The organism is Planococcus sp. TJ-302, from assembly GCF_058268455.1.
The window spans coordinates 115643-139654 of record NZ_JBZDOI010000002.1; the positions used below are offsets into that span (position 1 = coordinate 115643).

The window sequence follows — 24012 nt, forward strand, 5'->3', positions numbered from 1 at the left end:
CGTTTAGAATTTGCGGCCGCCTCCGCTGAACGAACGGCCTCCTCCGGTCATGCCGCCTCCACCGAAACCACCGCCTCCCCCGCCTTTGTTCTGCGGGATTTTGCTGCGGCTTACGGTTTTGTTGCGGAAGCGGTCTTCGCGGTTCGTCACTTGCGTATTGTCGCCATCAAAATATGTGCGCGGTGTCGTGGTAACTCGGCCGCCTGAGTTATAAAGCATCGAACCGACAATTCCACCGCCGAGAGCAAGGGACACCAAGCCGTGGAACCAGGTTTTCAAGAAAATGCTTTCCGGATTGACGCCCGGGCGGTAATCCATATACTCACTCGAAGCGGCCATCATTTCTTCGTAAGCCCCGCCGTAATCGCCTGCCTGCAACTCCGGGAAGATGCGGTCGAGTACAAGATCGATTCGCTCGTCATCAAGCGACGTTTCCGCTGTGCCGAAACCGGACAGGAACACTTCGCGGCTTGCGATATCGATTGTCAGCAAAACGGCGTTTTCCTGGTTGTTATCGACAGCCCATTCATCAAAGAAATCGCCCATGAATGTAACAATGTCCTTGCCATCCATTCCATTCACCGTCAAAAAAAGAAAGTCGACCCCTTCTTCGCGGCTGTATTGAACTGCAGCCGCTTCTAAGTCCTGCGCTTCCGTACCAACCAACAAACCAGCGTTGTCATAAATGTGCCGGTCTGCCACGGCTGACGCTGAAGTCGCACCTGTGAGCCAGAAAATACAGACAAGCGCAATCAACAGGAAGGGTGTTTTCCATACTATTTGGCTCACCATAGCACACCTCCTACCAAGTATGCCGCAGCTTTCATCAGCGCGAATGCTCCCACAGCAATGCCGAGGAACCAGCCCGCGACTTTTGCACCACTGATCGGCGGTTTGCCAACCACTTTGCCGGTCTGGCCGTTCATCGCAAAAGTGTGCTCTTTGTTTTCAAAATCGTAATACACCATCCATACTGGAAAAAGCGTGTAATACGCTTGCTTTTTATTAGCATGGATCTGCTTGTTCGTGTAACTGACGGTCGAGTAGCCGGAAATCGTTGTTCCGATATACGCATCGATATAAGGCACAATTTTCGACTCGACGCGCGAGAACAAGGAATCATCATCGTAATCGTATTTCTCAGACAAATAACCCGCGAGATAAGGCATTCTGAAATCCTTTAGTTCTTGATAATCATAAGGCTCCAGCTTGTCCATCAGCACGTCGTCCATCTTCTCGGAAGCGTCAGCCGGCACTTTCAAGTAGCTGAGGTCGATATCGCGGTGTACGTCGTAAAACTCGGTTTCTGTGTAAGTTGTATCCCCGCTCGTGTAGCTGCGCGTCTTAGTGGCGACTGCCGCTACTTCAGCGCTGCCGTCAATGTCATAAAGCCAGAACGGTACGTACATTCCGGTCATTTTCTTGATGCGGTCTCCGCTCATGAAACCCCTTGGGGACAACCTGCCTTTGCCGGTCCATTTCCGGAAAGCGGCTTCGGCTTCTTCTCTGCTGACGGAAAAAGGAATGACTTTGGCCGGGGCGAAATCGCCTGTCAGCCGGTCCGCCAGAACGACCGGCGCACCGCAGAAACTGCAATGCGTCGCGGTCGTTTCCGCCTCCGTCAAAAGCACCGCACCGCAATTCTCGCAATGGAACTCTTTTGCTTCATCCGTTTCAGCTACGTGTTCTATATTCTCGGGAGGAAATGTCCCGATATCTTCCTGCCTGCCGCAGCTCGGGCATGACAGCTTGCCCGACTCGCTGTCGAACGCCATATCCGAACCGCAATTCGGGCATTTATAATGAGTGACCATTGCGTCTCCCTCTCCTTGGCCTGCAGAATCTGTAGCAAAAGCCTCCATTAGGCTTTATTGACTTGGTTTTTTAACGCTTCCAGCTCTGCTTCAACATCCGTGCCGGCTTTCAGCTCATCCATTTGCTTTTCAATAGTAGAATCTGAATCGTATTTCTTGGCGAGATCTTTGATATCGACACCTGGATTTTTATTGAGCTCTGACATCGCCATCGCTTCATCAAGTTCGCGGTTGATTTTTTCTTCCATCTTGTCAAAAGCTGAAATCGTATTGCCCGCTCCGCTGAATGAATCATTGAATTCGTTCATGCGCTCCTGCGTCCGTGCTACTGCCGCTTTGCCTTTCAGCTTGTCGCGGCGTGATTCAAGTTCCCCGATATCTGACACCAGTTTTTCGTGCATTTCACGCATCTGTACTGTGTTCGCCGATGCCAATTCCGCCGCCGTCTTTAAGTCTGCTTCTTTCTCAGCCAGCTCCGCTTTGCGCTGCAGGAACTTGCGGGCATCGTCTTCATTGCCCGCTTCGAGCGCTTTCACCGCATAGCGCTGCATATCATCCAGCTCTTTATGCAGCTCTTCCAATTCCCTGCGCTCGCGCTTTTCTGCAGCCATGATTGCGGCCGTTTCAGACTTCACTTTGCCCAAGTCGCTGTTCAAGTCGCGCAAATATTGGTCAATCATCTTTTCCGGGTCTTCAGCGCTGTCCAGCATTGAATTAATATTGCTCGCCATTATGTCTCTGAACCTTTTCAAAATTTCCATCATCATTCTCCTCTTATTTCATATTTTTTATTGGCTGCCTAACAGCCATCCTATAGAGACAGAATACCCATAACCGCCCGGTCCTAAGCAATATAAAAAGCCGCATGGCACGATGCGGCTCTTCTGGCGGCATTCATTTAGCCCAGTGGTGCAAATAGAAATAAACCATGATGAGTACAACCGCGATTGCAGCTAAGACAAGCATCGGCACAAACCCAAAGGTCGCTTCCATCTGACACACACCTCCTTTACTTTCATCATAACCCCATCCAGAGGAAATGAAAACCACTTTATCAGATAATTCCGACACTAAAGACATATGCTATAAGCCATGCTCTAAAATTGCCGAAAAAAAACAGCCTGCCGATTAATGCCGGCATGGCTGTTTCGTTTGTACCCTTTTAAGTTGTTTGTTCAGTTGGCTCCGCTGCTGCGCGGTAAGACGTTTCCGGGTTCTTCTTGTAATTATCATCGCGGCGGAAATTGCCCATGACTTCCATTGTCTGGGTGATACTGACGAAAGCGTGCGGGTCGATCTCCTTGATGAGGGGACGGACGTGCGCCAACTCGTAGCGCGTGATGACCGTGTAAAGCACCTTGACTTTATTGCCGGAATAGGCGCCCTCGCCGTCGGTCACTGTGATACCGCGGTAAAGGTTTGCCAGCATTTTCTGCTTGACGGCATCGCCTTGGGTGGTGACCACCATAAGGCTGAGCTTGATGTGGCGCGTATGGATGCGGTCAACGACAAGGCCGGTGATGTAAATGGACGCCATCGTGTACATCGCAAGCTCCCATGAAAAGATAAAGCCCGATATGAAGACGACGAGGCTGTTGAGGCCGAACACCATGAAGCCAAGCGGAATGTCGCGCTTCATCGTCAAGAGCAGGCCGACGACATCAAAGCCGCCGGTCGAGCCGTAGAAGCGGATGATGAAACCGACGCCGATGCCGACCAGCACGCCGCCGAAAACCGACGACAGCAAAGCATCTTCTGTTACCTTCATGACAGGAATGTAAAGCATCGTGACCGAAGTCACCGCAACCGAATAGACGCTGTTGAGGATGAATAGTTTGCCGAGCTTCATCCAACCGAGCACCAAAATCGGGATGTTCAACAAAAGCAGCCAAATCCCTGCATTGATCGGTGTCATCAAACTGAAAATCATCGCGACTCCCGTGATGCCTCCCGATAGGATTTCATGCGGCAATAAAAACATATTAAATGCGAATCCAAGCATAACTGATCCTGCAAAAATGATCAGCGCGCTGTAAAGTTTGTCCATTAAAATTCTCCGTTCCTTTTAAACTCGGTACCTGAAAAAAACCACTAAAAAAAGGCCGCGCATCTTCCGCTCCGCCTTTTCTAGCTTTGGCACAATAGATCAAATTATAGGGGATGGCTCTACGGGAACGCAAGCTTTATTTCCTCGCAAGCAGAAAGTCTTTTGGCAGTCTGCCGGAATCATCGGCTGCCAACAGAACTTCTAATGCTTGTGCGAATTTTAGTTCGCGTCATAACTACTAGCTCTCTTCTATAATCATGCACCACGCATACGAAGAAACTCAACAGAACCCAAACAACAACCTTCCCGCTATGCGATCCGTGTGTATAGGAAGCCAAGCAACGGACACTCCTTTGCCAGAAAAATCCGCGTTCAAAATTTCGACAAGACCTTGCCAGTCTTACATGAAAAAAACGGCAGCTCTTTGGCTGCCGTCCCCTTCATTTTATAAGCCAGCCTTCGCTGCCGACCGTTATTCCTTCAGCATTTCCATGAACTCCGCTTCGGAACTTGCCCCCATTGCGTCAATCGCTGTCGTCCCTGCCGGACTTGTAATCAGCGGGTCCGCCCCGTATTCAATAAGCAGGGTGGCCATCTCGAAATCTTCATACAGGACAGCGGTCTCGAGCGCAGTTGAATAATCATCGCTCGAATTGACTTCTGCACCCGCTTCGATCAACCGTTCTGCAACTGCCGCTTCTCCGCCTTGAATCGCATACATCAGCGCATCCGCACCATCCGCGTCCTTGGCGTGGATATCTTCACCATCAGCGAGCGCCTTTTCGACGGCATCCAAATCACCATTAAAAGATGCATTCATCAACGGCGTCTCGCCTTCAACTGCAAAAAGCGATTCCTCAGAAAAATCATCCGGCAGCAATTGTGAATAAACAAACCCGCTGCCAGTAAACAATAGGATTGCCGCGATATAGACGCCGGTGAAAATACCCGTCATCAACAGAGCGCCCAATACGATTTTCCCGTTGTTCGGCTTATACAGGTAGCTGTCTTTGCCGGAGAATTGTTCAATCGATTGGATGCGCTTCGGCAAATTTGGATGCGTCGACAGCACTTCGCTGAACCATACGATGCCGTTCGACTCCGTTTCAATCTGTTCCCGGTAAGCATCTTCGTCCACTTCCAGGTACATTTTCTTGCCGATGCCGAGCAGCGTCAATGCGCGTTTCGCAGCATCCGCGTCCCGGATCACGTAAGCTGCATGACGGTCGCACGTGTATTCGCAGGAACGGCTGTAAGCCTGCGCCAAAAACGGGATAAAGCCTGCTGGCAGGATGAAGATGTTTTTCCAGACATGGCGGCGTTTGATATGTGCCAATTCATGCGCAATGATGAAATCCAGTTCCGCCTGCCCTTGTTCACGAGCCAATTCGAAAACTTCCGAATACAGAACAACCATATCGCGCCCTAAAAAGCGGGTCGCGAACGCATTCAACGCACCTTCCGATTGGATGACGAAAACGTCGGGGACTTTTTTCAATCCCATTTCCTTCGACAATACTTGAACGCGGCTATAGATATCTCCAAATTGCCGCTCATGGATGCGCACGCCGTTGCCGCGGATCGACCCGAGCATCATGGCGTTGACGTACAGCATGAAAACGAGAATGACGAGGAGGATCGCAATACCGAAAATCGACACCGCCGCGAGCACATACACCAAAAGGCTAGACAGCACGCAGAATACAAAATACAAAGTTTCTCTTTCAGATTGAATATGGTAGGAGTTCATGTTATCTTCCTTTCGACCGAACTGATTCCATTATAACAGCACTAAAGGTTTAGATAATATACTTTATTTTGAAGTTTCGAGATGAAAGTCTTGAAGTATAGGGGTTCTTCATATTCGAAATATTCTTTTTTTGGACTTCTTATAAATCCCTCTGTATAATCATAAATTGTAATTATTACGATTTAAAAAGAGGAGTGTTACCATGAAATATTCATTGATTAAAGGCTGCGGTGTTGTCGGTCTTGCCGCCTTGCTCGCTGCTGGATGCCAATCCGCTGATTCCAAAGAGACAGAACTGGATGCCCCATCCGTTTCAGCTGAAGCCAAAAAAGCACAAGCCTCAGAAGAAAACCTGACACGCGACGAAAAAGCACAAGCCTCAGAAGAAAACCTGACACGCGACGAAAAAGCACAGGTTTACGCTGGTTACTTTGACGACAGTTTAGTGGCTGACCGTCCGCTTTCCGATTGGGCAGGCGACTGGCAATCGGTCTTTCCCTTTCTTCAAAACGGCGACCTAGATGGCGTATTTGCCGACAAAGCCGCGCATTCAGATGAGATGACCGCTGAGGAATACAAGGACTATTACACTGCAGGCTACGAAACGGATGTCGAACGCTTAATCATCCAAGAAGACGACGTAAGCTTTTTCAAAAACGGCAAGGAACAAACCGGCCGCTATACATATGACGGTTACGAGATCTTGGAATACGAAGCCGGCAACCGCGGTGTGCGTTTCATCTTCAAACTGGCAGAAGAAACGACTGGCCTGCCGCGCTTTATTCAATTCAGCGACCATGCCATCTTCCCTACCGATGCTGACCATTATCATATATACTTTGGCGATGACCGTGAAGCACTGCTCGATGAAGTCGTGAATTGGCCGACGTTTTACCCATCGAATATGGATGGAGATGATGTTGCGGAAGAAATGATGGCACATTAATAACAAAAAAGGCAGCCGCCGGAATGGGATTCCGGCGGCTGCCTTTTTGGATTTATGGCTGGTTAAACCTTAAAACATGCGTTTACTTTTAACTTTGGGTATCGCGCGGCTGCTCATTCGATACTTTTTTTGAATGTTCTTTCGCATCTTCCATTTCTTCTTTTCCTTTGACGTCTTCATAATCCGTTGCTTTATTATCCCCATCTAAAGCTTCCTTGGTTTTGTTGATCGCTTTGTCAATTCCGGATTCGCGGGCTCCTATTTGTTTTTCTGGCGTTCGTCCTGCTGTACCTTTTCTAGCCATTGCCGATCCCTCCTGTTTAAATGATTAGTTATGGTTTACCCACTGTCGGCAATGTTAATCCCATTTAAAATCAGCAAGGAGTTGACGAGGGGGAAATGACGCCGGCCGAGAAGCATTGCTCGCGGAAGTCGTGAACTGGCCGATGATATAGCACTACTTAATGGTTTGAACAATAAGAAAAAGGCTGGATTGAGCGGGCCGATCCCTCTTCTTCATCCACCCCTTCTCGTCGTATTAACAGGTTCGGTATAATCCTTTATCTTCACTAGTTTAATGTCGTCTTTGTTAAATAAGTTCAATTCCCCAAAAATATCTTCAAATTGAACGATCTGTTCCGATAATGCCATGGCGGCCACATCTTCTCTCGATTCTGCTTCCACCGTCCGTTCCACCGCTAGCCCTTTTTCTAAAGAATACTGGATGACATACTTTTTCATCTTTTCACCTCCTACGTTCAACTTCTAGATAATGTGGCATAACCCTTTAAATTATATGGACCGTGCAAAAAAAATTACAGCAAAATCAAGAACTGTCATCCTGTAAGGTTAAGTGAAAGCAGCGCACCGAGTCGAAATGTTCACAGCCATTTGTACCCGTATTCCCGAATCTTGCCATAATATTGCATCTACCTTCTAACGCCTACAGTTCCACCTTTCGATCCTGAATCGGTTACTTCTTTTCCCCAGAGAACCGACTTTTCTGTATACTTGAATCATTACGGTTGTGAACCATAATAATGAGGAGGAAACAACTATGGCAAAGAGCAGTACTCAAAAAAGCTTGTCATCAGAACAACGCGAAGCCTTACTCAGCGGATTGAAAGAACGTTTCGAAAAAAACATAACTCGCCATGAATGGTTGGAATGGCCTAAAGTTCAAGCCAAGCTGGAAGCAAATGCTGAAAAGCTGTGGTCGCTTCATGAAATGGAACGAACGGGCGGAGAACCGGATGTTGTGGATTATGATAAAGCGAAAGATGAATATATTTTCTATGATTGTTCAGCGGAAAGCCCGAATGGCCGCAGAAGCGTTTGCTACGATCCGGAAGCACTGGAGGCAAGGAAGAAAAATAAACCTGAAAACAACGCGGTCGGTATGGCATCGGATATGGGCATCGAGCTGTTGACGGAAGAGCAGTACCGCGCGCTGCAGAAGCTTGGAAAGTTCGATACGAAAACGTCGAGCTGGGTGCAGACACCTGCTGATGTCAGGGTCCTCGGCGGCGCCCTTTTCTGCGATTTCCGCTACGGCCGCGTCTTCTTGTACCACAACGGCGCCGATTCCTATTATGCCGCACGCGGGTTCCGCGGGGCGCTGAAAGTTTAAGATTTCAATGGACTTCAAAAGCCAATAAAGAAAATTATGTACATGTGTAAACAAAAATAAGATTCCAAGGTAGATTGTATGCCTTGGAATCTCATTTTTTTTGTTGACCGGTTTCAATTTATTGCATCTCTTTAATCCACATTCCGGCTTAAAAACACAAGCCGCTCTATCTCTTCAAATCCATTATTCTTATAGAATTCTTCCGCCGGAATCCCGCGATCCGTCAACAAGGAGATGTTGGTGACCGCACTGTCGCCCATTTCATCCACCAACTGTTTCAAGAGAGCTTTCCCCACGCCTTTTTTCTGTTGTTTGCCTTTGACGCACATTTCATTGATGAAAAATTCATCTCCACTCCACCATTTTCTGCTGCTGCCAAAGAGAAAGCCAATAATGGTTTCGCCCTCTACTGCCAAAATCCCGATGAATCCTGGAGTCCGGGAAAAGTCCTGCAGATACTTCGTTGCTTTTTCCATCTCCCATTCATCGTTCCATGGCGCCTCATTGAAAACGCTCACGAATGTTTCAGCGCATCCGTGGAGGTCACTGTCGTGAAAAAGTCTACATTCCATACAACCAACTCCCGTCTTTTATGCCACTTGCTTACAGTTTACTATATAGCGCATTATTCCAGCAGCCCCTGTCTCCGGCACAATTCCGCACAACTTATTCACATGAATAAAAAACCGCCGCTCCTCGGAACGCTAATTCGCTGGGAGCGGCGGTGTATACGATATAAATAGTCGTGCATTGTCAGAATCACCTAGGAATAGTGTGCGGCACAAGTATCCATTAAATTCCTCTACAAAGCCTCATACTGGCGAACCACTTCTTGAGTGATTTCGCTTTCTTCATCCAGTCCGCTTATCTCTTTCAAGACAGAAGCCGGGCCGTCTGCTTTGATCATCGCTTGGATTTTCACTGCGTCTTCATCTTCCGGATTGTTGAATGCCAACGCTGCAGCAATCGCCTTGGCCAAATAAGTGTATGGCAATCCTGCTTTTTGAGCTTGTGTCGCCGGGCGGATCAAACGGTCATCCGGTCCCAGTTTCCGGATCGGTGCTCGTCCTACGCGCGTCACGCCGTCGTTCAAAAACGCATTTTTAAAGCGTTCAATGTTTTTATTGATATAAGCTAGATGCTCTTGCTCGTCGAGGCCGTATTCTTTCACAAGGTATGCGCCTGTTTCCTTCAGCGTTTCCTGCACTTGTTTTTCAATTTCTGGATCGGCCAAGGTTTGGTCGATCGTCAATTTGCCGGCAAGCGAGCCAAGGTACGCAATAACGGCATGGCCGGTATTGACGGTGAACAGCTTGCGTTCGATAAACGGTGCCAGGGTTTCCACAATCGTCATGCCTGTGACCGGCGGAATGTTTTCTGCCGTTTCCACAACCCATTCGAAATATGGTTCTACAAGCACATCTAGAGAGTGGCCTTCTTGAATCGGAACAATCCGATCGACCGCAGAGTTGAAGAAATAGACGGTGCCTTCAAGTTTGTCTTTTGACGCATCATCCAGGTTGTCCAAAATGTGGCCTTTCAAAATATCCGTTGCGCCAATCTGGTTTTCACAAGCGATGACATACAACTTTTCATCCGTCGCTTTAAGACGCTCTGCGATGCCTTTCGCAATGATCGGTGCAATCCGCGGCAAGATATTCGGACCAATCGCAGTCGTCAAATACGTCGCGCTGCGGATCGCTTCGAGAACTCCCGCTTCGTCTTTCATATTGTTGACGCCCGAGACATTTTCAATGGTTACGCTTTCTGGCTGGGCTTGAGCCATGTTCACGTGATACTTTTTTTCTTCATTCAATTTATTGATGACCTCATCGGCAACATCCACGAATGTCACGTGGTAGCCGGATTCGGAAAACAACGCCCCGATAAAACCTCTGCCAATATTTCCTGCTCCAAAATGAACGGCTTGTTTCAACGTCATCAGTCCTTTATCAAATTATTTTGTAGGTATTCGTAAAATACATCTTCCAGCTTGTTTCGGATCATGCTTTCGTTCGACGAAGAAAAAATCATCATTGCCGCATCGCTTTCGATTAAACTCGAACTGATGAGGCTCAAAATTTCCTGCTCCCGGTCGGTCATGTCGAGCGGCGCCAGCATCAGCAGCAAGTTGCGCATCTCTACCTGCCCGCCGTCCATTCCTTTGACCGGGCATGGCGTATCCAAATGCACCACTTGAAATAAAAGTTCCTGAACGGTTTCATCGCGGCAATGGAAAAGAGCCATATTGGTATCCGGAATGCCCAGCCCGCCTTTGGATTCCCGGTCGTCTAATTGGCGCATTGCGGCATCTGCGCTCTTCACAAGCCCGTCGCGTTCCGCTTGTGCGAGCACATCCGCGAGTACGGTCCGATGGTCAGCCGCTTGCGGATGCTTAAGCACTTTGAAATTCGCTAATATCGCTTTCATGCTCTTTTGGACATCTTTAATTTCCCGCAGAAGCTTCTGGACGTTCGGCCTGTTTTTCTTTTTATCTCTTTCGCCCGGTTTTTCAACAACTAAATACTGCTTTTTGCTGGTGATTTTCTCAATGTTGCGTTGCAGGTAGCTTTCGATAGACCCGATGTCTTTGTCGCTGAGCAGCGGGCTGACCATGATGTAATCCACATCCGTTACAGGAAGGCGGATTGTCGAAATCACCAAATCGTAATCCTGGAAATGCGCTGATTGAAAATCATTGATTGATAAGATTTCCACCGAATTGATTTCGGCAAGCTCTTTTTGAATGCGGCTCGCCAGCATTTTCGAGGTTCCGATGCCTGTTGGACAGACGACCACCGCATCGATGCGGACCTTTTCCTCGTTCATGAGCAATGCCGAACCGAAATGCAGGACAATATAGGCAATTTCATTGGCTGGAAATTCAATGTCCTTGAATTCATTCTCCAGGCTTTGCTTCACCGCCATAAATAACACTGGATACTTCCGCTTGATTTCATCGGTCAGCGGGTTGAACGATTCGAGATTTTGTTTTAAGCGGAAAATCGACGGTCCCATATGCGCGAGAAGCCCTTGGTAAAGCGAAAAATCATTGGTCAAGTCGACATGCAGCTGAGATGATACATCGCCAATCAGGTTTTTGATCAGCTTGCCCAACAAGACGCTGTCGTAATAAACCATGTCCGCTGCCTGCACTTTCGAGCCTTTTAAGATCATCGACAAAAAATGGAGGTCTTCCCCAGTTAAGCGGACTCCAAGCTGGCTATACAATTCATCGCCGAGCGCATCCATCAATTGAAACTCGCTGCTGAATTCATTCGCCAGCACGGCCGGCTCCAGCAAGAAACGCTGTTCCGTCCGCTGCAGCGTCAGACAGAAATAGACCACCAAACCGATATAATCGCTGTCGGCCAAACGCGTCTGCTTTTGATTGATGTGCTGGTTCACCAACTGATCGACCACTGACAAATAATGCGGTGAAAAATAGCCCAGGATGTTGTCCTCCGAATTCTTGCCTTGCTGAAGAAAATACAAGCTTTCAACAAGCTCCTCATAAAAGGTGACAAGGAAATAACTAGCCAATGCATGGCGTTTATGGACTTCCTGCCCCTCCACTTCCACGCCGACGCCTCTCCTCCTGGACAGCCTGATTGAGAACTTATGCAGCCACTCCGTCAAATCATCCAAATAAGATGTCAGCGTGGCCGTGCTGATGCCCAACTCATTGGCGAGCACCTGCTTTTTGAAAGAAGGACCTTCGTGCAGCAAAATGATCAGCAAACTCAACTTTCGTTCTTCGGGCCTTTCATCAGTCGGATTGACGCTGATTAAGCTTTGTACCAGCCGATAGATTTGTTCGTTGTTCCCGTCAATAAAGAGGCCCTCGCTCGCGTTGCGCTTCACAACCAAATCGAATTGCTTCAGCAGCTTCTCAACCGATTTCAAATCTCGCTGAATCGTCCGCGCACTGACATTTAAATAGGTGGATAACGAGTGCACCGTATGCTTCCCCGATGTTCTGACAATCAACTCTGTGATGGATTTTTCCCTAAATGTGATATACATCAATCTCACTCACTTCACTTTTAAGTTTTCCTTCTTCAAGAGCGAGAAATGCAAAATAGAACAAAAAGGCAGGTATCCCCGCCTTTCCGTTCTTGCTATTTATTTTCTATTGATGATCGCTAGTAATTCCTTAGCGGTGCGGGCTTTCACCATTTCATCTACATTGTCCTGTTCCGCGCAAATGACGGCGATTCCTGACAGGATCTCTAAATGCGAGCCGTCTTTGCCCGCGATGCCAAAGATCAATTTTGCGCTTTCTCCATTAAAGTCTACTCCATTTGGAACCTGAACAACAGTAAAGCCTGATTTGATAACCGCTTTTTTGGCTTCTTCCGTGCCGTGCGGAATGGCCACGTTATTGCCCATATAAGTTGTCGTGATTTCTTCGCGTTTCAACATTTCATCGACGTAAGAAGGTTCAACGTAACCGGCCTTCACCATCACTTCACCGGCAAAGCGGATCGCTTCTTCTTTATTGCTGAATTTCTTGTTGATGAAAATGTTTTCTTCAAGCAGCAATTGGTCGTCATCAGCTGGCTGAGGCGTTCCCGTTGCAGCCGCTTCGCTTTCTTCCACAAGCCCGACTTGCTGTTCTGTAACGCCGCTGTCCAAGTTGTTGATCAATTGATCGTATTCCGGGCTTGATAAGAAATTATCGACGGAAATGTGATGAGCATCTGGCACTTTTTGCTGCGCACGCGGCGTCAGCTTTTCCTGTGTAATGACGATTTGAGAATCGCTAGGAATTGTGCTAATGGCGGTGTTCGTTACGTGAACATTTAGCCCCGCTTCTTTCACTTTCTTGCGAAGCAGAGACGCACCCATGGCACTTGACCCCATACCGGCGTCACACGCAAAGACGATTTTACGCACATTGCTTGGGAAAACGCCTGCAGCCGTGGCTGTCGTTCCCGCTAATGCGCCGGCAACTGAACTTTTCTTGCCTTTCATTTCTTCCATTCTCTTTGTCGCAGCGTCAATATCTTCTTCAGTTTCCTTGCTTGATTTCAATACGACAGATGCAATCAGGAAGGAAACCGCGGCTGCCACGAATATTGCGGTGAAGTTGGCGACATACGCCATTCCTTCAGGCGGCGTCACTGCCGCAATCGCCAAAATGCTTCCTGGTGAAGCTGGTGCTACCAAGCCTCCGCCCATCAATACAAGTGTGAAGACACCGCTCATTCCGCCGAAAATAACTGCTAGTAACAACATCGGCTTCATCAGTACGTAAGGGAAATAAATTTCGTGGATACCGCCTAGGAAGTGAATGATTGCTGCTCCTGGTGCGGATTGTTTCGCAATCCCTTTGCCGAATACCATGAAGGCAAGCAGGACGCCAAGACCTGGTCCTGGGTTTGCTTCCAACAAGAATAAGAGAGATTTTCCGTTTTGTTGGACTTGCTCTAAGCCGATTGGCGACAAGATGCCATGGTTGACGGCGTTATTCAAGAACAGGATTTTCGCCGGTTCGATCAAAATGCTCGTCAGCGGCAATAAGCCTGCCTCCAGCAGCCAGTCTACTCCTGACACGAGGACTTCTGTTAAAGCAGAGACTGCCGGTCCGATGCCATAAAATGCAAGAATTGCAACTGCGCCTCCCAAAATACCGGCAGAAAAGTTATTGACCAGCATTTCAAAACCGGTCTTTATCTTGCCTTCAATCAATTGGTCAAACTTTTTGATGACGAATGCCCCAAGCGGTCCAACGATCATGGCCCCTAAAAACATCGGTGTATCTGGTGCGCCGACGATAACTCCCATCGTGGCAATTGCGGCAACGACGCCGCCTCGCTGTTCATAAACCAGCCGTCCTCCTGTATAGCCGATCAGCAGGGGAAGCAGGTACGTGATCATCGGACCGACCATTGTGCCGAGTCGTTCATTTGGGAAAAAGCCCGTCGGTATGAACAATGCCGTAATCAATCCCCAAGCGATAAATGCCCCGATGTTCGGAAGCACCATCGAGCTTAAAAAGTTGCCAAACTTTTGGACATGTACTTTCATCGTCGCTTGATTCATCTCATTCATCCTTTCTGTTAAAAGAGCAGCTACTCTTTTTATTCTTACTTGAATTATAGAGGTTAAATGGAAGCGCATTCAATATTAAAGAAAGTCATCTTTGTCGCCGTTGTCGGGACAAGGCTGATGTTTCTATTTCTATAGGAAGAAAGCGGGTTGAAAGAGAGCTCAAAATGCTGTTTTTGAGTATTCTTTAAATCCGTTTTTAATGAAAAACGACATTTAAAAATATTGGTTAGTTCAGTAAAATAATTCCAATATCTGTTAGTATAAAAGAGACATAAAATTTACGTTGGGATCTAAATCAAGGAGGAAGCATTAATGGAGAAAGTTAATGTTATCAATTCATCTCATACCACCCTAGAAAAACCAGTCGCGGCAGATCACCGTTTAGGCATGACACTTTTTTTATTCTCTATCATGATGGTCGTTTCAAGTTTCATTCCGGAAAAGACAGTAGGGGTGTGGCTTATCATCAACAGCAGTTTCATGTTCGTTTTTTTAGGTATTTTATATTTTTTATGGACGAAGTACAAGAATGACATGGTGAGGTATTACGCGTTTCAAGTTTATATCATGTTGATGGGCATCGTTTTTTTCGCCATCTCCCCTTTATTTAAGCTGTTGTTTGGAACCGTATATTTTTGGATGCTGTTAGCAGCAACCATTACTATAAACTTAATCTCCCACCATTTTAAAAATCGAACAGTGAAGAGCTTTGTGAACAAAGACCATAAAGTGCTTGCAACGATTTTATCCATGTATACGATGGTTTTAATTGCCGTCGGAATATTTTTAATGGGGTTGATGCAGCGAAACGAAGCGCCTGAAAATACAGGTGTTGCACTGCTTTTTTATTTTGTAAGTGTTATGTTTTTGGTGTTGGCTCCGATGTTTTTAGTTCGTGAAGCAGAAGTGGAAAAACTAAAGAACTAGATTGATATTCTTTTAAAACTGCATAACCCAAAATAAACCGCCACTCCCTTGAACTTCGATTCATTGGAAGCGGCGGTTTTTTCGTATGGCAACCCCTGTACCATCAGAGCATTTTGAATTTTTTCTGTTTCGATACTTATGCTTGTTGGCTAATCTTGCTCTGCAAAAAACTCCTGACTTCTTCAAAAATTTCAAATTGGCCTCATAGGAAAAGTCTAGCTTACCGCAAAATCCGTTTCTCTTTCGCTTCTTTCAACCATAGTGGAAACTCATTCAGCATCTGATTGTACAACTCTTCATCCGTCACTTTGCTGACATCCTGCAAATGAAAGAAGTTAGCGTTATCGATAAACCGGCCTTCCATCGTATCCAACTTTCTCAATACATCAAAATTGGCGTTGCCAAGACCGATAAACTGCCAAAAAATCGGCTGGTAAGAAGATTCGATAATGAACTTCTTAATTCCAGGCTTACACCCTCCGTCATTGATGAATACCAAAAAGACTGGTTGGTCGCTAGGCTCTTCTATCGTATACTTGCGTATGACGTCTTCCATCACTTTCGGTTCGTCGTTCCTGCCAAATTTATGTATTGCGTCATTCGATAAAATATTTTTTTCTACGTAGCCAAGAAAGATTTCTTCTGTAGCCGCAGGCAATCGGGAAAACTCGTTGTCGTAAACCCAGACATCCAAAGCGCCATCGTCATCAAACTGGCTTGCCACAGCCAGCACACGCTCCACTACTTCTTGAACTACGCCTTCCCGGTACAAACTCCACATCGAACCTGAAATGTCTAATACAATCGCCACTCTAGCCATTACACCGGTTAAATTCTTCTTCTCCAATACAATGTTGGCCGCTTTCTTTTTCAATGAAATTGTAGTCATTCTCAAACCTCCCAATATATTCCTTTCTCTAGTATAGCAAGAGAAAATCATTTTGAAACCATTACTTTCTAATTATTTTTAATATTCGAAATTTATAAATCTATTTCTTCTTTTTACTCTGGGTATAAGTCCATCCGATGTATATCTTCCCGCATATGAACCCTGTGTTATGCACAATTCAACACCATTCATCTGGGTGAATAAAATAAAAAGCCCCCCAAGAATGGTGATCCAAGGGGAGCGGCTTTGCATACAATATAAAGGGTCGTGCATAGTCAAAATCGTTTAAAATCGTTTGCGGGTCCGGGACGTTTCAAAATGTTGACCGCTTCCTGCAACTCAGTAAGCTCCCTTTCAATATCAGGAAACCCCCGAATCTCCGGAACCGGCTGTTTTGAAAAAAGCCATTTGTCTTCCACGGCATTTGCCATCATTTCAAACACAAGATACAGCTGCCCCAACTTTACTGGAGACAAGGTCTGCCTGTTTTTTTGCGCGGTATTCTCGAGCAAGAATCCCAATTGTTCAAGCGCGAAAAAGACCCGCAGCAAAGATGCGGCATCTCCTTTATTGTTTGACAGCTCGCCTCTCGCGGTGTCGAAAACCAATTTCAAATCAATGAGATTGGTCTTCATTTTCTGCTGTTCGATCGTATCAAAGCCACTCTTACTAGGGGTATGGGGCGAAAACAGCATGCCGATAAAACGCTGCTGGCTGCGCAAGGCCTTTGCCGTCATCTGCGGCAGAAAACTTGAAGCGTGCCGCCTGCCAATGAGTAATGTCCCAATCAGCCCGATGGCTGAACCGATCAAGACATCAATTACACGGGCGGAAGCAAAATAGGAAATGTCCCCGATCTGCGATGTGCTTTCAGCAATCATTAACGCATTGGGTGTAATGAAAAACGCGGCAACCGCATAGTTCAAGACAATCGCCAGTTCCGTTAATGCCGTTAATATGAATATGGCTAACACGATGAATAGGCCCTCGGGCTGGAAGGATAGGAGGATAGCGGCAATCACGATGCCGACAATTGTGCCGGCTGAGCGTTAGAGCGCGCGGTTGAACGTTGAAATGACGGTTGCGCCTGACATGACGGCGGCACACGATAATGGAATCCAATAAGACGGCTCTACGTTCAAGAAATTGGCGATGAGCGCAGCGATTGTCACCACAACGCCAAAGCGCAGAGCCGCAAAAAAGACCATCGAGTTTTTATTGAACGAATTGAAAAAGACCGTGGTGAAAGAGTCTGCAACGAGCTCTTTGCTCATGTTCTGTGTAACAGCGGCCGCATTAAGAATGCCATCGACTTTTTGGATGTGCTGCAACAAGACATCGTCTGTCTCATGTTCTTCTGAGTCGGATGCACGCGCTCGATTATTGCCGGCCGCTCCAATCGAAAGAGCGATTAACCGGATATCTTCCAGCGCTTGCGCCGGTATAGCCGAACCGCTGGCAACTCGTTCAATCGCTCCAGAATAAATCAATTTCGCTTGTTGATGGAGCGACACCAAGCGTTGACGTTCTTCACCCGTAGTCCGTACGCTGTAGCCAGATGCCAAGGTGGATTCCGCCGCTTTTATCGTTGCCCACATTTTTTGGCGGGATTCATAAAAATTTGGCGAGTCCGCTGACTCGAGCCACGACGCCAATTCACCGTATTCTTTTTTGACGGCCGCTTTTTCTGCGGCATAAGGATTCAGCTTCCACCCCCACATCGCCATTCCCCAAGACAAAAATCCTCCTGCAAAGACAAGAGCTGCGTGAAGAAAAGCCAAAGATGGCTCTTCCACCATATTGTTATTGATCAGAAACACCAGTACAAAAAAGATGGCGGAGGGTCCGTTAAACTGATATGCCCCAAAGATGAAAACAGCGATGGCTCCTATAGAGCCCACCGCCAATGCAGCAAGAACCGGACTTTGCGACAGCAATGTGCCGAGACCCGCAGAAAAAGATAAGCCAAGTGCCGCGAAGAAAATCTTTTTCGAACGCAAGGCGTACGGTTCGTTGAACATATATAAAAACGCCAGGCCGCCGAGACCGGCGATCAATCCATATTGCACCTGTCCCATCAACACCCCGATCAAGACGGGCAGCGCGGAACAAACACCGGCTGACAGCGCTTTTGCCCAAGGAAGTGGAACTTGTTTGTTGATGGCAAACGCTTGCGCTGCAAGTTTCAGGAATTGAGATCTTTTGTTATCCGCTTGTTTGCGCATCCTAGCCCTCCTCTGCCGTTTATCTATTGTTTACCCATTATCTCTGAAAAATCTATCCTTTCTAAGCTCACTTGAACCCAAGTGTATGGGTCGTTCTTTAAAACAAATAAGGAAAGCATTCTGCATTGCGCAGAACACCTTCCTATGCGTAACACTAGTTCAATTCGCAAACACTTCTTCCGCTTCCCGAGAAGCAATCTTCCAGGGAGCGGCGGTTTTAAATGTGTAATGTCTGGCACCACAAAACTTTGTTCAAAGTGATGGAACTTGGCCGCTTTTCAGCACCGGACCCGGTCGGCCAAGCGCGTAGCCTTGGCCAAAATGGATTCCCAAATTTCTTAAAAAATTCAGTTCCAAGCAATCCTCAATGCCTTCTGCAATAATTTTCGTATTCGATTGCGCAGCAAATCCCAATAGCAATTCCACCAATTGCTGCTGGGCCGGTTCGTTATGTATGCCCCGTATCAGCGATTTATCGAGTTTGATGAATTCAGGTTTCAACGAAATGATTGTTTTCAAGCTATTATATCCGGTCCCTGCATCATCGACCGCGATCCGAAAGCCTTGCTGCCGGTAATTATCAATGATTTTCTCGAATTCCGTGTAATCCGTCACTGCTTCTTTTTCCGTCAATTCCAGCACCACTTGATCGGGGGACAGATTATAGGTCTCCAGCAAATCCAGCGTCGTGCCGCTTCGGTAAGAAGGATCTGTCAAAACTTGCGGCTGGATGTTCAAAAAGATCAAGCCGCCGCGATGGTTTTTTGATCCCTTCAGCTGTTCTGCATATCGCTGAAGAGAAAGGTTGCGCAGAAATCCTTCGATGCGAAAGACATTATTGCTTTTGCCTATATAGGAATAAAATTCTTCCGTTGTCGGGAATATCGGTGTGCTGGCCGGCCGGTTCAAAACTTCAAAACCGATCGTTTCCCCGTCCCCTAAAGCCAAAATCGGTTGGAAGGCGGTCTGGAAATTCTCAGCCTGCATAAGCTCTTCAAGTTTTCCGTCTTTTTCGCTTGCCTCAAACAGGGCTTTTTGGTTTTCTGCCAAGTACTTCAAAAATTTGATCATGCTGTTTAAACTAATGATATCCGATCTCCCTTGCGCTAACTTTGAATCCATGCCACCTTACAGTATACGCCAATGTTTTTTATTGCATTGTAAAATTTCTGTAAATTTTTTCACGTGGCCTGTTCTTTCCATTCGATGAATAAAACAAAAAAAGCCGCTCCACCGGAATGATGATCCCAGCGAAGCGGCAGATTTTATTAGCAGGTATCTTAAAACAATTCCTCAATCAGTTTATCAATTTCATCATGGATCTCCTCAAACGCCGGCTCTCCAGCAATCACCAGGACGTACATTTCCGCGCCCTCTTTGCGGAATAATTTACGCAAGGTCTTAATGGCCGCCTGTTTGTTGCCGAGCTTCATTTCGCAGAGGGCCAGCTCGTAAATGGCCGGCTGAAATTCTTTTTCCTGCTGCGTCAGCGGCACCAGGATCGCATGAGCTGCTGGCGCATTGCCTAAGGTCAACTGGCTTTGCGCACGGGCCAGCTCGATCCATTCCGGAATCTCCACTTCTTCCGGGATGCCCGCGATAAACGCTTCCACATCCCCTGGCCGCTGTTCAGCCAGTGTCTGCATGACCATAGTATAGGCTTCTCCATTGAAAGGTTCCAAACGGAGCGCCTCTTCATATTTTGCCAATTCTTCATCGTCTTTTTCAAGGCTGCCAAGTGCTTCGGCCCACACCGACAATACCGATGCATCGGCTGGCTGCTGCGCGTTGAGCTCTTTTGCCAGATCAATGGCTTCATGGAGAATTTTCGGTGAATCCTTTTCCTCCGCTAATTGCATCATGGCCTGCAGCTGCAGCACGGCAGCATCGTAATGGCCGGTGCGTTTCACGAAGGGCTTTAGTTCATCGACGGCTTCTTTCGCCATTCCCCGGCTTAAGCAAAACGCGGCTTGCCGCATGACAGGCAATTCATTTTTCGGGATTTGCTTAGCGGCTTCGTCGTAAAGCGCAAAGACGTTCGATATCATCCGCAGCTGCTGCGCTTTATGGAAGAACCTGCCGATGATGCCTTTTCTCGGCTGCTCTTCTGCCTCTTCCATTTCTTCGGCTTCCGTAAACAATTGAGCAAGTTCATCGGCGCAAAATGTTTCGGCCAATCCCAATTGCTCGCCGCGCAGCCGTTTTTTCAGACGCTTGCTGATTTCATTCGTTTTGCCAAGATGCGCGAGAATCCGAATGTATTCACCGTACAGCCTTTCATCTTCCGGCCGTTCCGTTATCAACTCTTCCAATAAAGCCACTGCACGCTTGAATTCGCCTCTTCTTGCGCAGAATTGCACATGCTGGTATCTGGAAGGGAATGCACCTTTGACCGCTTTGGCCTGTCCAAACAACGCTTCCGCTTCCGCAAAATCCCCTTCTTTTTCTGCGCAAAGTGCTTTAGCGGCAAAGAGCCATTCTTCCGGCACTTGCCCGGCCACTCCTTCAAGCGTTTTCGAAATCGCAGCGACCGACTCTTCTGTTCTCGCAAGATCGAACAGCTCATCGAATTCAAGCTCCAGCGAATCATTCTGCAAAATGAACAGCGCCACAGCAAACGCACGCGGAATGTCCTCAACCTCGATATAGGCATGCATCAACGCTTCCCGCACCGCTGTATTGCCTGGGTCCAGTTCCGCGCTGCGAAGAAGCTCGCGGATGCCTTCTTTGTGCCTGCCCGCTTCCATTGCCAATAAGCCCAGCTGGAAATGTGCCTGCGCACTCGGCGCTTTTTCAAGCGCCCGCAAATAAAGCTTGCGGGCAAATTCGTTGTTCCCGGCCTGTTCATGCAATTGCCCTTCAAAACACAGCAGCGCTTCGTCGGCTTCAATGTTGCGCATGTCTTTAAATTGATGGAGTACGCGATTCCGGAACAACGGATGTTCCCCGAACTCCATGTATTGCTGCGCGATGTCAGTGAATCCTTCCAGTTCTTTCTTTTGGAGCCCTTTTTCCAATAACGCAATCGCTTGCTGCTGGCCGTCGTATTCAGGCCATTCTTCCCACAGCATCGTCGACGACCGGATGAAGAAGCCGGTGTCCCCTTGTTCCACGCAACTTGCCAAAAAGGCCACCGCGTCATCAAAACGCTGCTGCTTTACCAAACTATGCGCGATATACGTCACCGTAAACAAGTCTTCCGGATCGAGCTGGAGCGCTGTCCGGTAATCCGCTTCTGCCGCTGTGAATTGTTCCTGCTCCATTGCGATATGGCCCCGGTAGACGTGAAGCACGTCTTTATCTTCAGCTCCTTCGATGCCTCGATTGACAATAGCCATTGCTGGCTCCCAGTTTTCGGCTTCCATATGGATTTCAGCAATCCGCAGATACGCATATGGCCGTTCGGGAGCCATTTTAATATAGCGTTCAAAACAGATGACCGCTTCCGCTTCTTCGCCGAGCGCGAGCAGGCAGCGGCCGATTTCATAGACGAAATAGCCGTCTTCCGGCAGTTCCGCGCTCAGTTTCCTGAAACGCTCCAACGCTTGTCCGTACGCGCCAGACTCATATTGAATCAAACTATGCGTAATCTGCGCATAGATATCCGACGGCAGCTGGGCAAGCGCAATTGCCGACCATTTATGCGCCTGGAACAATTTTCCGACTTCCATATAACAGCGCGCCAGATGGCTATAAGCGGCTGGCTGGTAATGATCCAGCTCGATCGACTGCTTCAAATAAGGGATTGCCCGTTCTTGGCTGTCTTGGCCCATCAAAATAACGCCTCTCAAAAACAGCGCATACGGACTGTTTTTTTCATTTACAGCCGCAAGACTCGCCAGCGCCTCCGGCATTTCGTCTTTCTGGTAATGCATGTGCGCCGTCAACAGCGCTAGTTCCGCATCCTCGCTTCCAAGTTCCTGGCGCAGTTGCTCCACCCAATCAGCGTGTAAAGCTTTCGCCCGGTCTGAAAATAAAATCGAAATTCCGACCACAGCCGCGTAGCGTTGTTCTTTATGTTCTTGCAGAAAATCGATGAATGCCTCGCTCTCGCCTTCGCCTTCTTCATCCAGAAATTCGTACAAGCGCTCGAAGAAACGGTGCTCCCTTTCATCTAGAAGTGCCATTAAATGCATTTGCTCTTCTTTGACGAAGACCATGCTGAGCGAATCGGTCAGCTTATAGGCGTCTTTCATCTCGGCGTACGTCACCAGAAACGGCGCTTGGTCATTCGGATCCTGGATCAGGAGCGCCTTCAGCCGGTCATCATAGCCGACCACGACTTGGACGTGCGCGTTGTTCTCGACCATCATGCTGAGCAGCACCGGAACGCCGGCGTTGATCATCTTTTTATAGACGTCCACTGTGCCTTTGAAATATTGCGCCCGTAAACCGAGCGATTCCATATACTCCATTGTGGTACGTAGTTTTGAACCCGTCACATCGAAGACATGCGTGGCAATTTCGTCCTGGCCGATGTCCATGCCAAACGCTTCAAGCATAATTGACAATGAAGCCGGCACACAATAATCAAGCTTCTGGAGTTTCGGCGTCAGTTTCAGTTGGTTGCGTGTTGCGCCGCGTTGGATTGCCGCCTTGCCGTAAATCGTCTTTTCCAACACCCCTTGATGGTCCTGGACCCAAGCATCCAACTCATCCCATTTCTCCAATTTATACAAGCATTCCGCCGTTAAGTAAGCATAATATTCCCGTTGGATGTGAAACGGATTTTTCGAGTTGATTTCTTCCATAAGCCCAATCGTTTCTTCATAACGGCCGAGCAGGAATCGCCTTTTTACCTGCTCCATCCAAAACGACCAATTGCCCGGATATGCGGCTTGCCCCGAAAGCAACATGTCCAAAGATGCCTCTTGCCGTCCCATCACCGATAAATGATCCGCCAGCAGCAGGCGAACATACTCTTCGCGCTCTTTGGAGCCATCCGCCAACGCATCCGTTAAAATGTTCTCCGCTTTGTCCCATTCCCCGCCGTGCAGGTAATAGAAAGCTTCCAAGTCCGGCCATAATACGCCTTGCGCTTCGTTGATTTTCTCCAGCTGTTCTTTTGCTTCCGGCAAACGGTTCAGCTGGCAGAATACCCGAAACAGCAGCGTATGTGCCGAAACCCGTTCCTCCACCGTATAGGCCGTATCCGCAACTACTTGAAGGCGTGCGGCCATGCGCTCTTCCGCTTCCAGGCTCTTGCTGTTCTCTAAAAGCCGCGTGCAATGCCAGGCAAACGGGCGCAGCGTCCCAAAACGCTTATACGCATGCGTCGCCAGCAAATTGCTGTATTTATATAAATCCATTTGATCCGCCAAGCGAATCAAGCGATAATAATCATCTTCCGTTTCCAGTTCTTCCAACCATTCGCGCAGCCGAGCCTTCGACCGTGCGTCCCATAAAGCGCGAATCGCTTCAATTAATTGGCCAGCTGTCTTTATCTCATTTGCTCTCATTTTCTCCCCAACTCTCATTTCTTGCTATCCCCTTTTTATTCAGATGATTCATTATATTGTGGAAAATTATAGGACGCAATGGTTTTCAAGGTATTTTGTGCGTTTTCGGCATTTTATCAGCAATCTCCAGAGGGCTTCGTTGTCCCACGTAGTTCGACGCAATTTATATAGATGAATAAAACCAAAAACCGCTCCAGGGGATGTTGATCCACGAGAAGCGGCGATGCATAAGATATAGATTGTCGTACATTGTTAAAATCATTTAAAA

The 24012-nt window shown here is 47.6% G+C and carries 18 protein-coding genes and 1 pseudogene; 3 read left to right on the forward strand and 16 right to left on the reverse strand.

All coding sequences use genetic code 11. The features are described from left to right. Window positions 1-3: 3 nt before the first annotated feature. The 5 genes from AC4EHB_RS11525 to AC4EHB_RS11545 form a co-directional block, all read right to left on the reverse strand. On the reverse strand, window positions 4-792 hold the full coding sequence (locus AC4EHB_RS11525) for a TPM domain-containing protein (RefSeq protein WP_490981577.1): 789 nt from the start codon (window positions 790-792) through the stop codon (window positions 4-6). Further along, a complete protein-coding gene (locus AC4EHB_RS11530; RefSeq protein ID WP_490981578.1) occupies window positions 786-1814 on the reverse strand; it encodes a TFIIB-type zinc ribbon-containing protein in 1029 nt (342 codons plus the stop codon). The genes AC4EHB_RS11525 and AC4EHB_RS11530 overlap by 7 nt, the downstream gene beginning before the upstream one ends. Before the next feature lie 47 nt (window positions 1815-1861). After that, window positions 1862-2575: a PspA/IM30 family protein gene (locus tag AC4EHB_RS11535; protein WP_490981579.1), complete on the reverse strand. Its 714-nt coding sequence runs from the start codon at window positions 2573-2575 to the stop codon at window positions 1862-1864. 401 nt (window positions 2576-2976) lie between these two features. Further along, window positions 2977-3861, reverse strand: a complete 885-nt coding sequence (locus tag AC4EHB_RS11540; RefSeq protein WP_490975903.1) for a YitT family protein — start codon at window positions 3859-3861, stop codon at window positions 2977-2979. Between the two features lie 472 nt (window positions 3862-4333). Next, window positions 4334-5611, reverse strand: a complete 1278-nt coding sequence (locus tag AC4EHB_RS11545) for a M48 family metallopeptidase (protein WP_490981580.1) — start codon at window positions 5609-5611, stop codon at window positions 4334-4336. A 202-nt stretch (window positions 5612-5813) separates the two neighbouring features. Here AC4EHB_RS11545 and AC4EHB_RS11550 point away from each other — a divergent pair, with 202 nt between their 5' ends. Then, window positions 5814-6557, forward strand: coding sequence for a ZinT family metal-binding protein (locus tag AC4EHB_RS11550; RefSeq protein WP_490981581.1), 744 nt, complete (start codon window positions 5814-5816; stop codon window positions 6555-6557). 88 nt (window positions 6558-6645) lie between these two features. On the opposite strand, the gene AC4EHB_RS11555 is transcribed toward AC4EHB_RS11550, so the two are convergent. Both AC4EHB_RS11555 and AC4EHB_RS11560 read right to left on the reverse strand, forming a co-directional pair. Further along, window positions 6646-6861 carry a hypothetical protein gene (locus AC4EHB_RS11555; protein ID WP_490975900.1) on the reverse strand — a complete coding sequence of 72 codons (216 nt, stop codon included), beginning with the start codon at window positions 6859-6861 and terminating at the stop codon, window positions 6646-6648. Between the two features lie 212 nt (window positions 6862-7073). Then, window positions 7074-7298: a hypothetical protein gene (locus AC4EHB_RS11560; protein WP_490975899.1), complete on the reverse strand. Its 225-nt coding sequence runs from the start codon at window positions 7296-7298 to the stop codon at window positions 7074-7076. A gap of 316 nt (window positions 7299-7614) precedes the next feature. Between AC4EHB_RS11560 and AC4EHB_RS11565 the strand changes: the two genes are divergently transcribed. Then, on the forward strand, window positions 7615-8187 hold the full coding sequence (locus AC4EHB_RS11565) for a DUF4256 domain-containing protein (RefSeq protein ID WP_490981582.1): 573 nt from the start codon (window positions 7615-7617) through the stop codon (window positions 8185-8187). 131 nt (window positions 8188-8318) lie between these two features. Here the strand turns inward: AC4EHB_RS11565 and AC4EHB_RS11570 are convergent, their stop codons facing one another. The 4 genes from AC4EHB_RS11570 to AC4EHB_RS11585 all read right to left on the reverse strand — a co-directional run bounded on the left by AC4EHB_RS11570 (window position 8319) and on the right by AC4EHB_RS11585 (window position 14235). Next, window positions 8319-8759 (reverse strand): GNAT family N-acetyltransferase, encoded by a 441-nt coding sequence (locus tag AC4EHB_RS11570; protein WP_490981583.1) that lies wholly within the window; start codon window positions 8757-8759, stop codon window positions 8319-8321. 230 nt (window positions 8760-8989) lie between these two features. Next, on the reverse strand, window positions 8990-10123 hold the full coding sequence (locus tag AC4EHB_RS11575; protein WP_490981584.1) for a mannitol-1-phosphate 5-dehydrogenase: 1134 nt from the start codon (window positions 10121-10123) through the stop codon (window positions 8990-8992). 5 nt (window positions 10124-10128) lie between these two features. After that, window positions 10129-12213 carry a BglG family transcription antiterminator gene (locus AC4EHB_RS11580; RefSeq protein WP_490981585.1) on the reverse strand — a complete coding sequence of 695 codons (2085 nt, stop codon included), beginning with the start codon at window positions 12211-12213 and terminating at the stop codon, window positions 10129-10131. Window positions 12214-12312: 99 nt separating this feature from the next. Beyond that, a complete protein-coding gene (locus AC4EHB_RS11585) occupies window positions 12313-14235 on the reverse strand; it encodes a PTS mannitol transporter subunit IICBA (protein WP_490975893.1) in 1923 nt (640 codons plus the stop codon). A 321-nt stretch (window positions 14236-14556) separates the two neighbouring features. Here AC4EHB_RS11585 and AC4EHB_RS11590 point away from each other — a divergent pair, with 321 nt between their 5' ends. Next, window positions 14557-15171, forward strand: coding sequence for a hypothetical protein (locus tag AC4EHB_RS11590; protein ID WP_490981586.1), 615 nt, complete (start codon window positions 14557-14559; stop codon window positions 15169-15171). Between the two features lie 220 nt (window positions 15172-15391). Here AC4EHB_RS11590 and AC4EHB_RS11595 read toward each other — a convergent pair whose 3' ends face one another. The 5 genes and pseudogenes from AC4EHB_RS11595 to AC4EHB_RS11615 all read right to left on the reverse strand — a co-directional run bounded on the left by AC4EHB_RS11595 (window position 15392) and on the right by AC4EHB_RS11615 (window position 23762). Next, on the reverse strand, window positions 15392-16060 hold the full coding sequence (locus AC4EHB_RS11595) for a vWA domain-containing protein (RefSeq protein ID WP_490981587.1): 669 nt from the start codon (window positions 16058-16060) through the stop codon (window positions 15392-15394). 275 nt (window positions 16061-16335) lie between these two features. Then, window positions 16336-17097: pseudogene (locus AC4EHB_RS11600) on the reverse strand (FUSC family protein); the annotation flags it as partial. 12 nt (window positions 17098-17109) lie between these two features. Next, window positions 17110-18285 (reverse strand): hypothetical protein, encoded by a 1176-nt coding sequence (locus AC4EHB_RS11605; protein ID WP_490981588.1) that lies wholly within the window; start codon window positions 18283-18285, stop codon window positions 17110-17112. A 252-nt stretch (window positions 18286-18537) separates the two neighbouring features. Next, window positions 18538-19407, reverse strand: coding sequence for an EAL domain-containing protein (locus AC4EHB_RS11610; RefSeq protein ID WP_490981589.1), 870 nt, complete (start codon window positions 19405-19407; stop codon window positions 18538-18540). 158 nt (window positions 19408-19565) lie between these two features. Beyond that, complete coding sequence (locus AC4EHB_RS11615) at window positions 19566-23762, reverse strand: tetratricopeptide repeat protein (protein WP_490981590.1); 4197 nt, start codon at window positions 23760-23762, stop codon at window positions 19566-19568. Between the last annotated feature and the right edge of the window lie 250 nt (window positions 23763-24012).

Coding starts and splice junctions, on each gene's coding strand:
- AC4EHB_RS11525 (WP_490981577.1), bottom strand. CDS start 792: ATGGTGAGCCAAATAGTATGGAAAACACCCTTCCTGTTGATTGCGCTT.
- AC4EHB_RS11530 (WP_490981578.1), bottom strand. CDS start 1,814: ATGGTCACTCATTATAAATGCCCGAATTGCGGTTCGGATATGGCGTTC.
- AC4EHB_RS11535 (WP_490981579.1), bottom strand. CDS start 2,575: ATGGAAATTTTGAAAAGGTTCAGAGACATAATGGCGAGCAATATTAAT.
- AC4EHB_RS11540 (WP_490975903.1), bottom strand. CDS start 3,861: ATGGACAAACTTTACAGCGCGCTGATCATTTTTGCAGGATCAGTTATG.
- AC4EHB_RS11545 (WP_490981580.1), bottom strand. CDS start 5,611: ATGAACTCCTACCATATTCAATCTGAAAGAGAAACTTTGTATTTTGTA.
- AC4EHB_RS11550 (WP_490981581.1), top strand. CDS start 5,814: ATGAAATATTCATTGATTAAAGGCTGCGGTGTTGTCGGTCTTGCCGCC.
- AC4EHB_RS11555 (WP_490975900.1), bottom strand. CDS start 6,861: ATGGCTAGAAAAGGTACAGCAGGACGAACGCCAGAAAAACAAATAGGA.
- AC4EHB_RS11560 (WP_490975899.1), bottom strand. CDS start 7,298: ATGAAAAAGTATGTCATCCAGTATTCTTTAGAAAAAGGGCTAGCGGTG.
- AC4EHB_RS11565 (WP_490981582.1), top strand. CDS start 7,615: ATGGCAAAGAGCAGTACTCAAAAAAGCTTGTCATCAGAACAACGCGAA.
- AC4EHB_RS11570 (WP_490981583.1), bottom strand. CDS start 8,759: ATGGAATGTAGACTTTTTCACGACAGTGACCTCCACGGATGCGCTGAA.
- AC4EHB_RS11580 (WP_490981585.1), bottom strand. CDS start 12,213: ATGTATATCACATTTAGGGAAAAATCCATCACAGAGTTGATTGTCAGA.
- AC4EHB_RS11585 (WP_490975893.1), bottom strand. CDS start 14,235: ATGAATCAAGCGACGATGAAAGTACATGTCCAAAAGTTTGGCAACTTT.
- AC4EHB_RS11590 (WP_490981586.1), top strand. CDS start 14,557: ATGGAGAAAGTTAATGTTATCAATTCATCTCATACCACCCTAGAAAAA.
- AC4EHB_RS11595 (WP_490981587.1), bottom strand. CDS start 16,060: ATGACTACAATTTCATTGAAAAAGAAAGCGGCCAACATTGTATTGGAG.
- AC4EHB_RS11605 (WP_490981588.1), bottom strand. CDS start 18,285: ATGCGCAAACAAGCGGATAACAAAAGATCTCAATTCCTGAAACTTGCA.
- AC4EHB_RS11610 (WP_490981589.1), bottom strand. CDS start 19,407: ATGGATTCAAAGTTAGCGCAAGGGAGATCGGATATCATTAGTTTAAAC.
- AC4EHB_RS11615 (WP_490981590.1), bottom strand. CDS start 23,762: ATGAGAGTTGGGGAGAAAATGAGAGCAAATGAGATAAAGACAGCTGGC.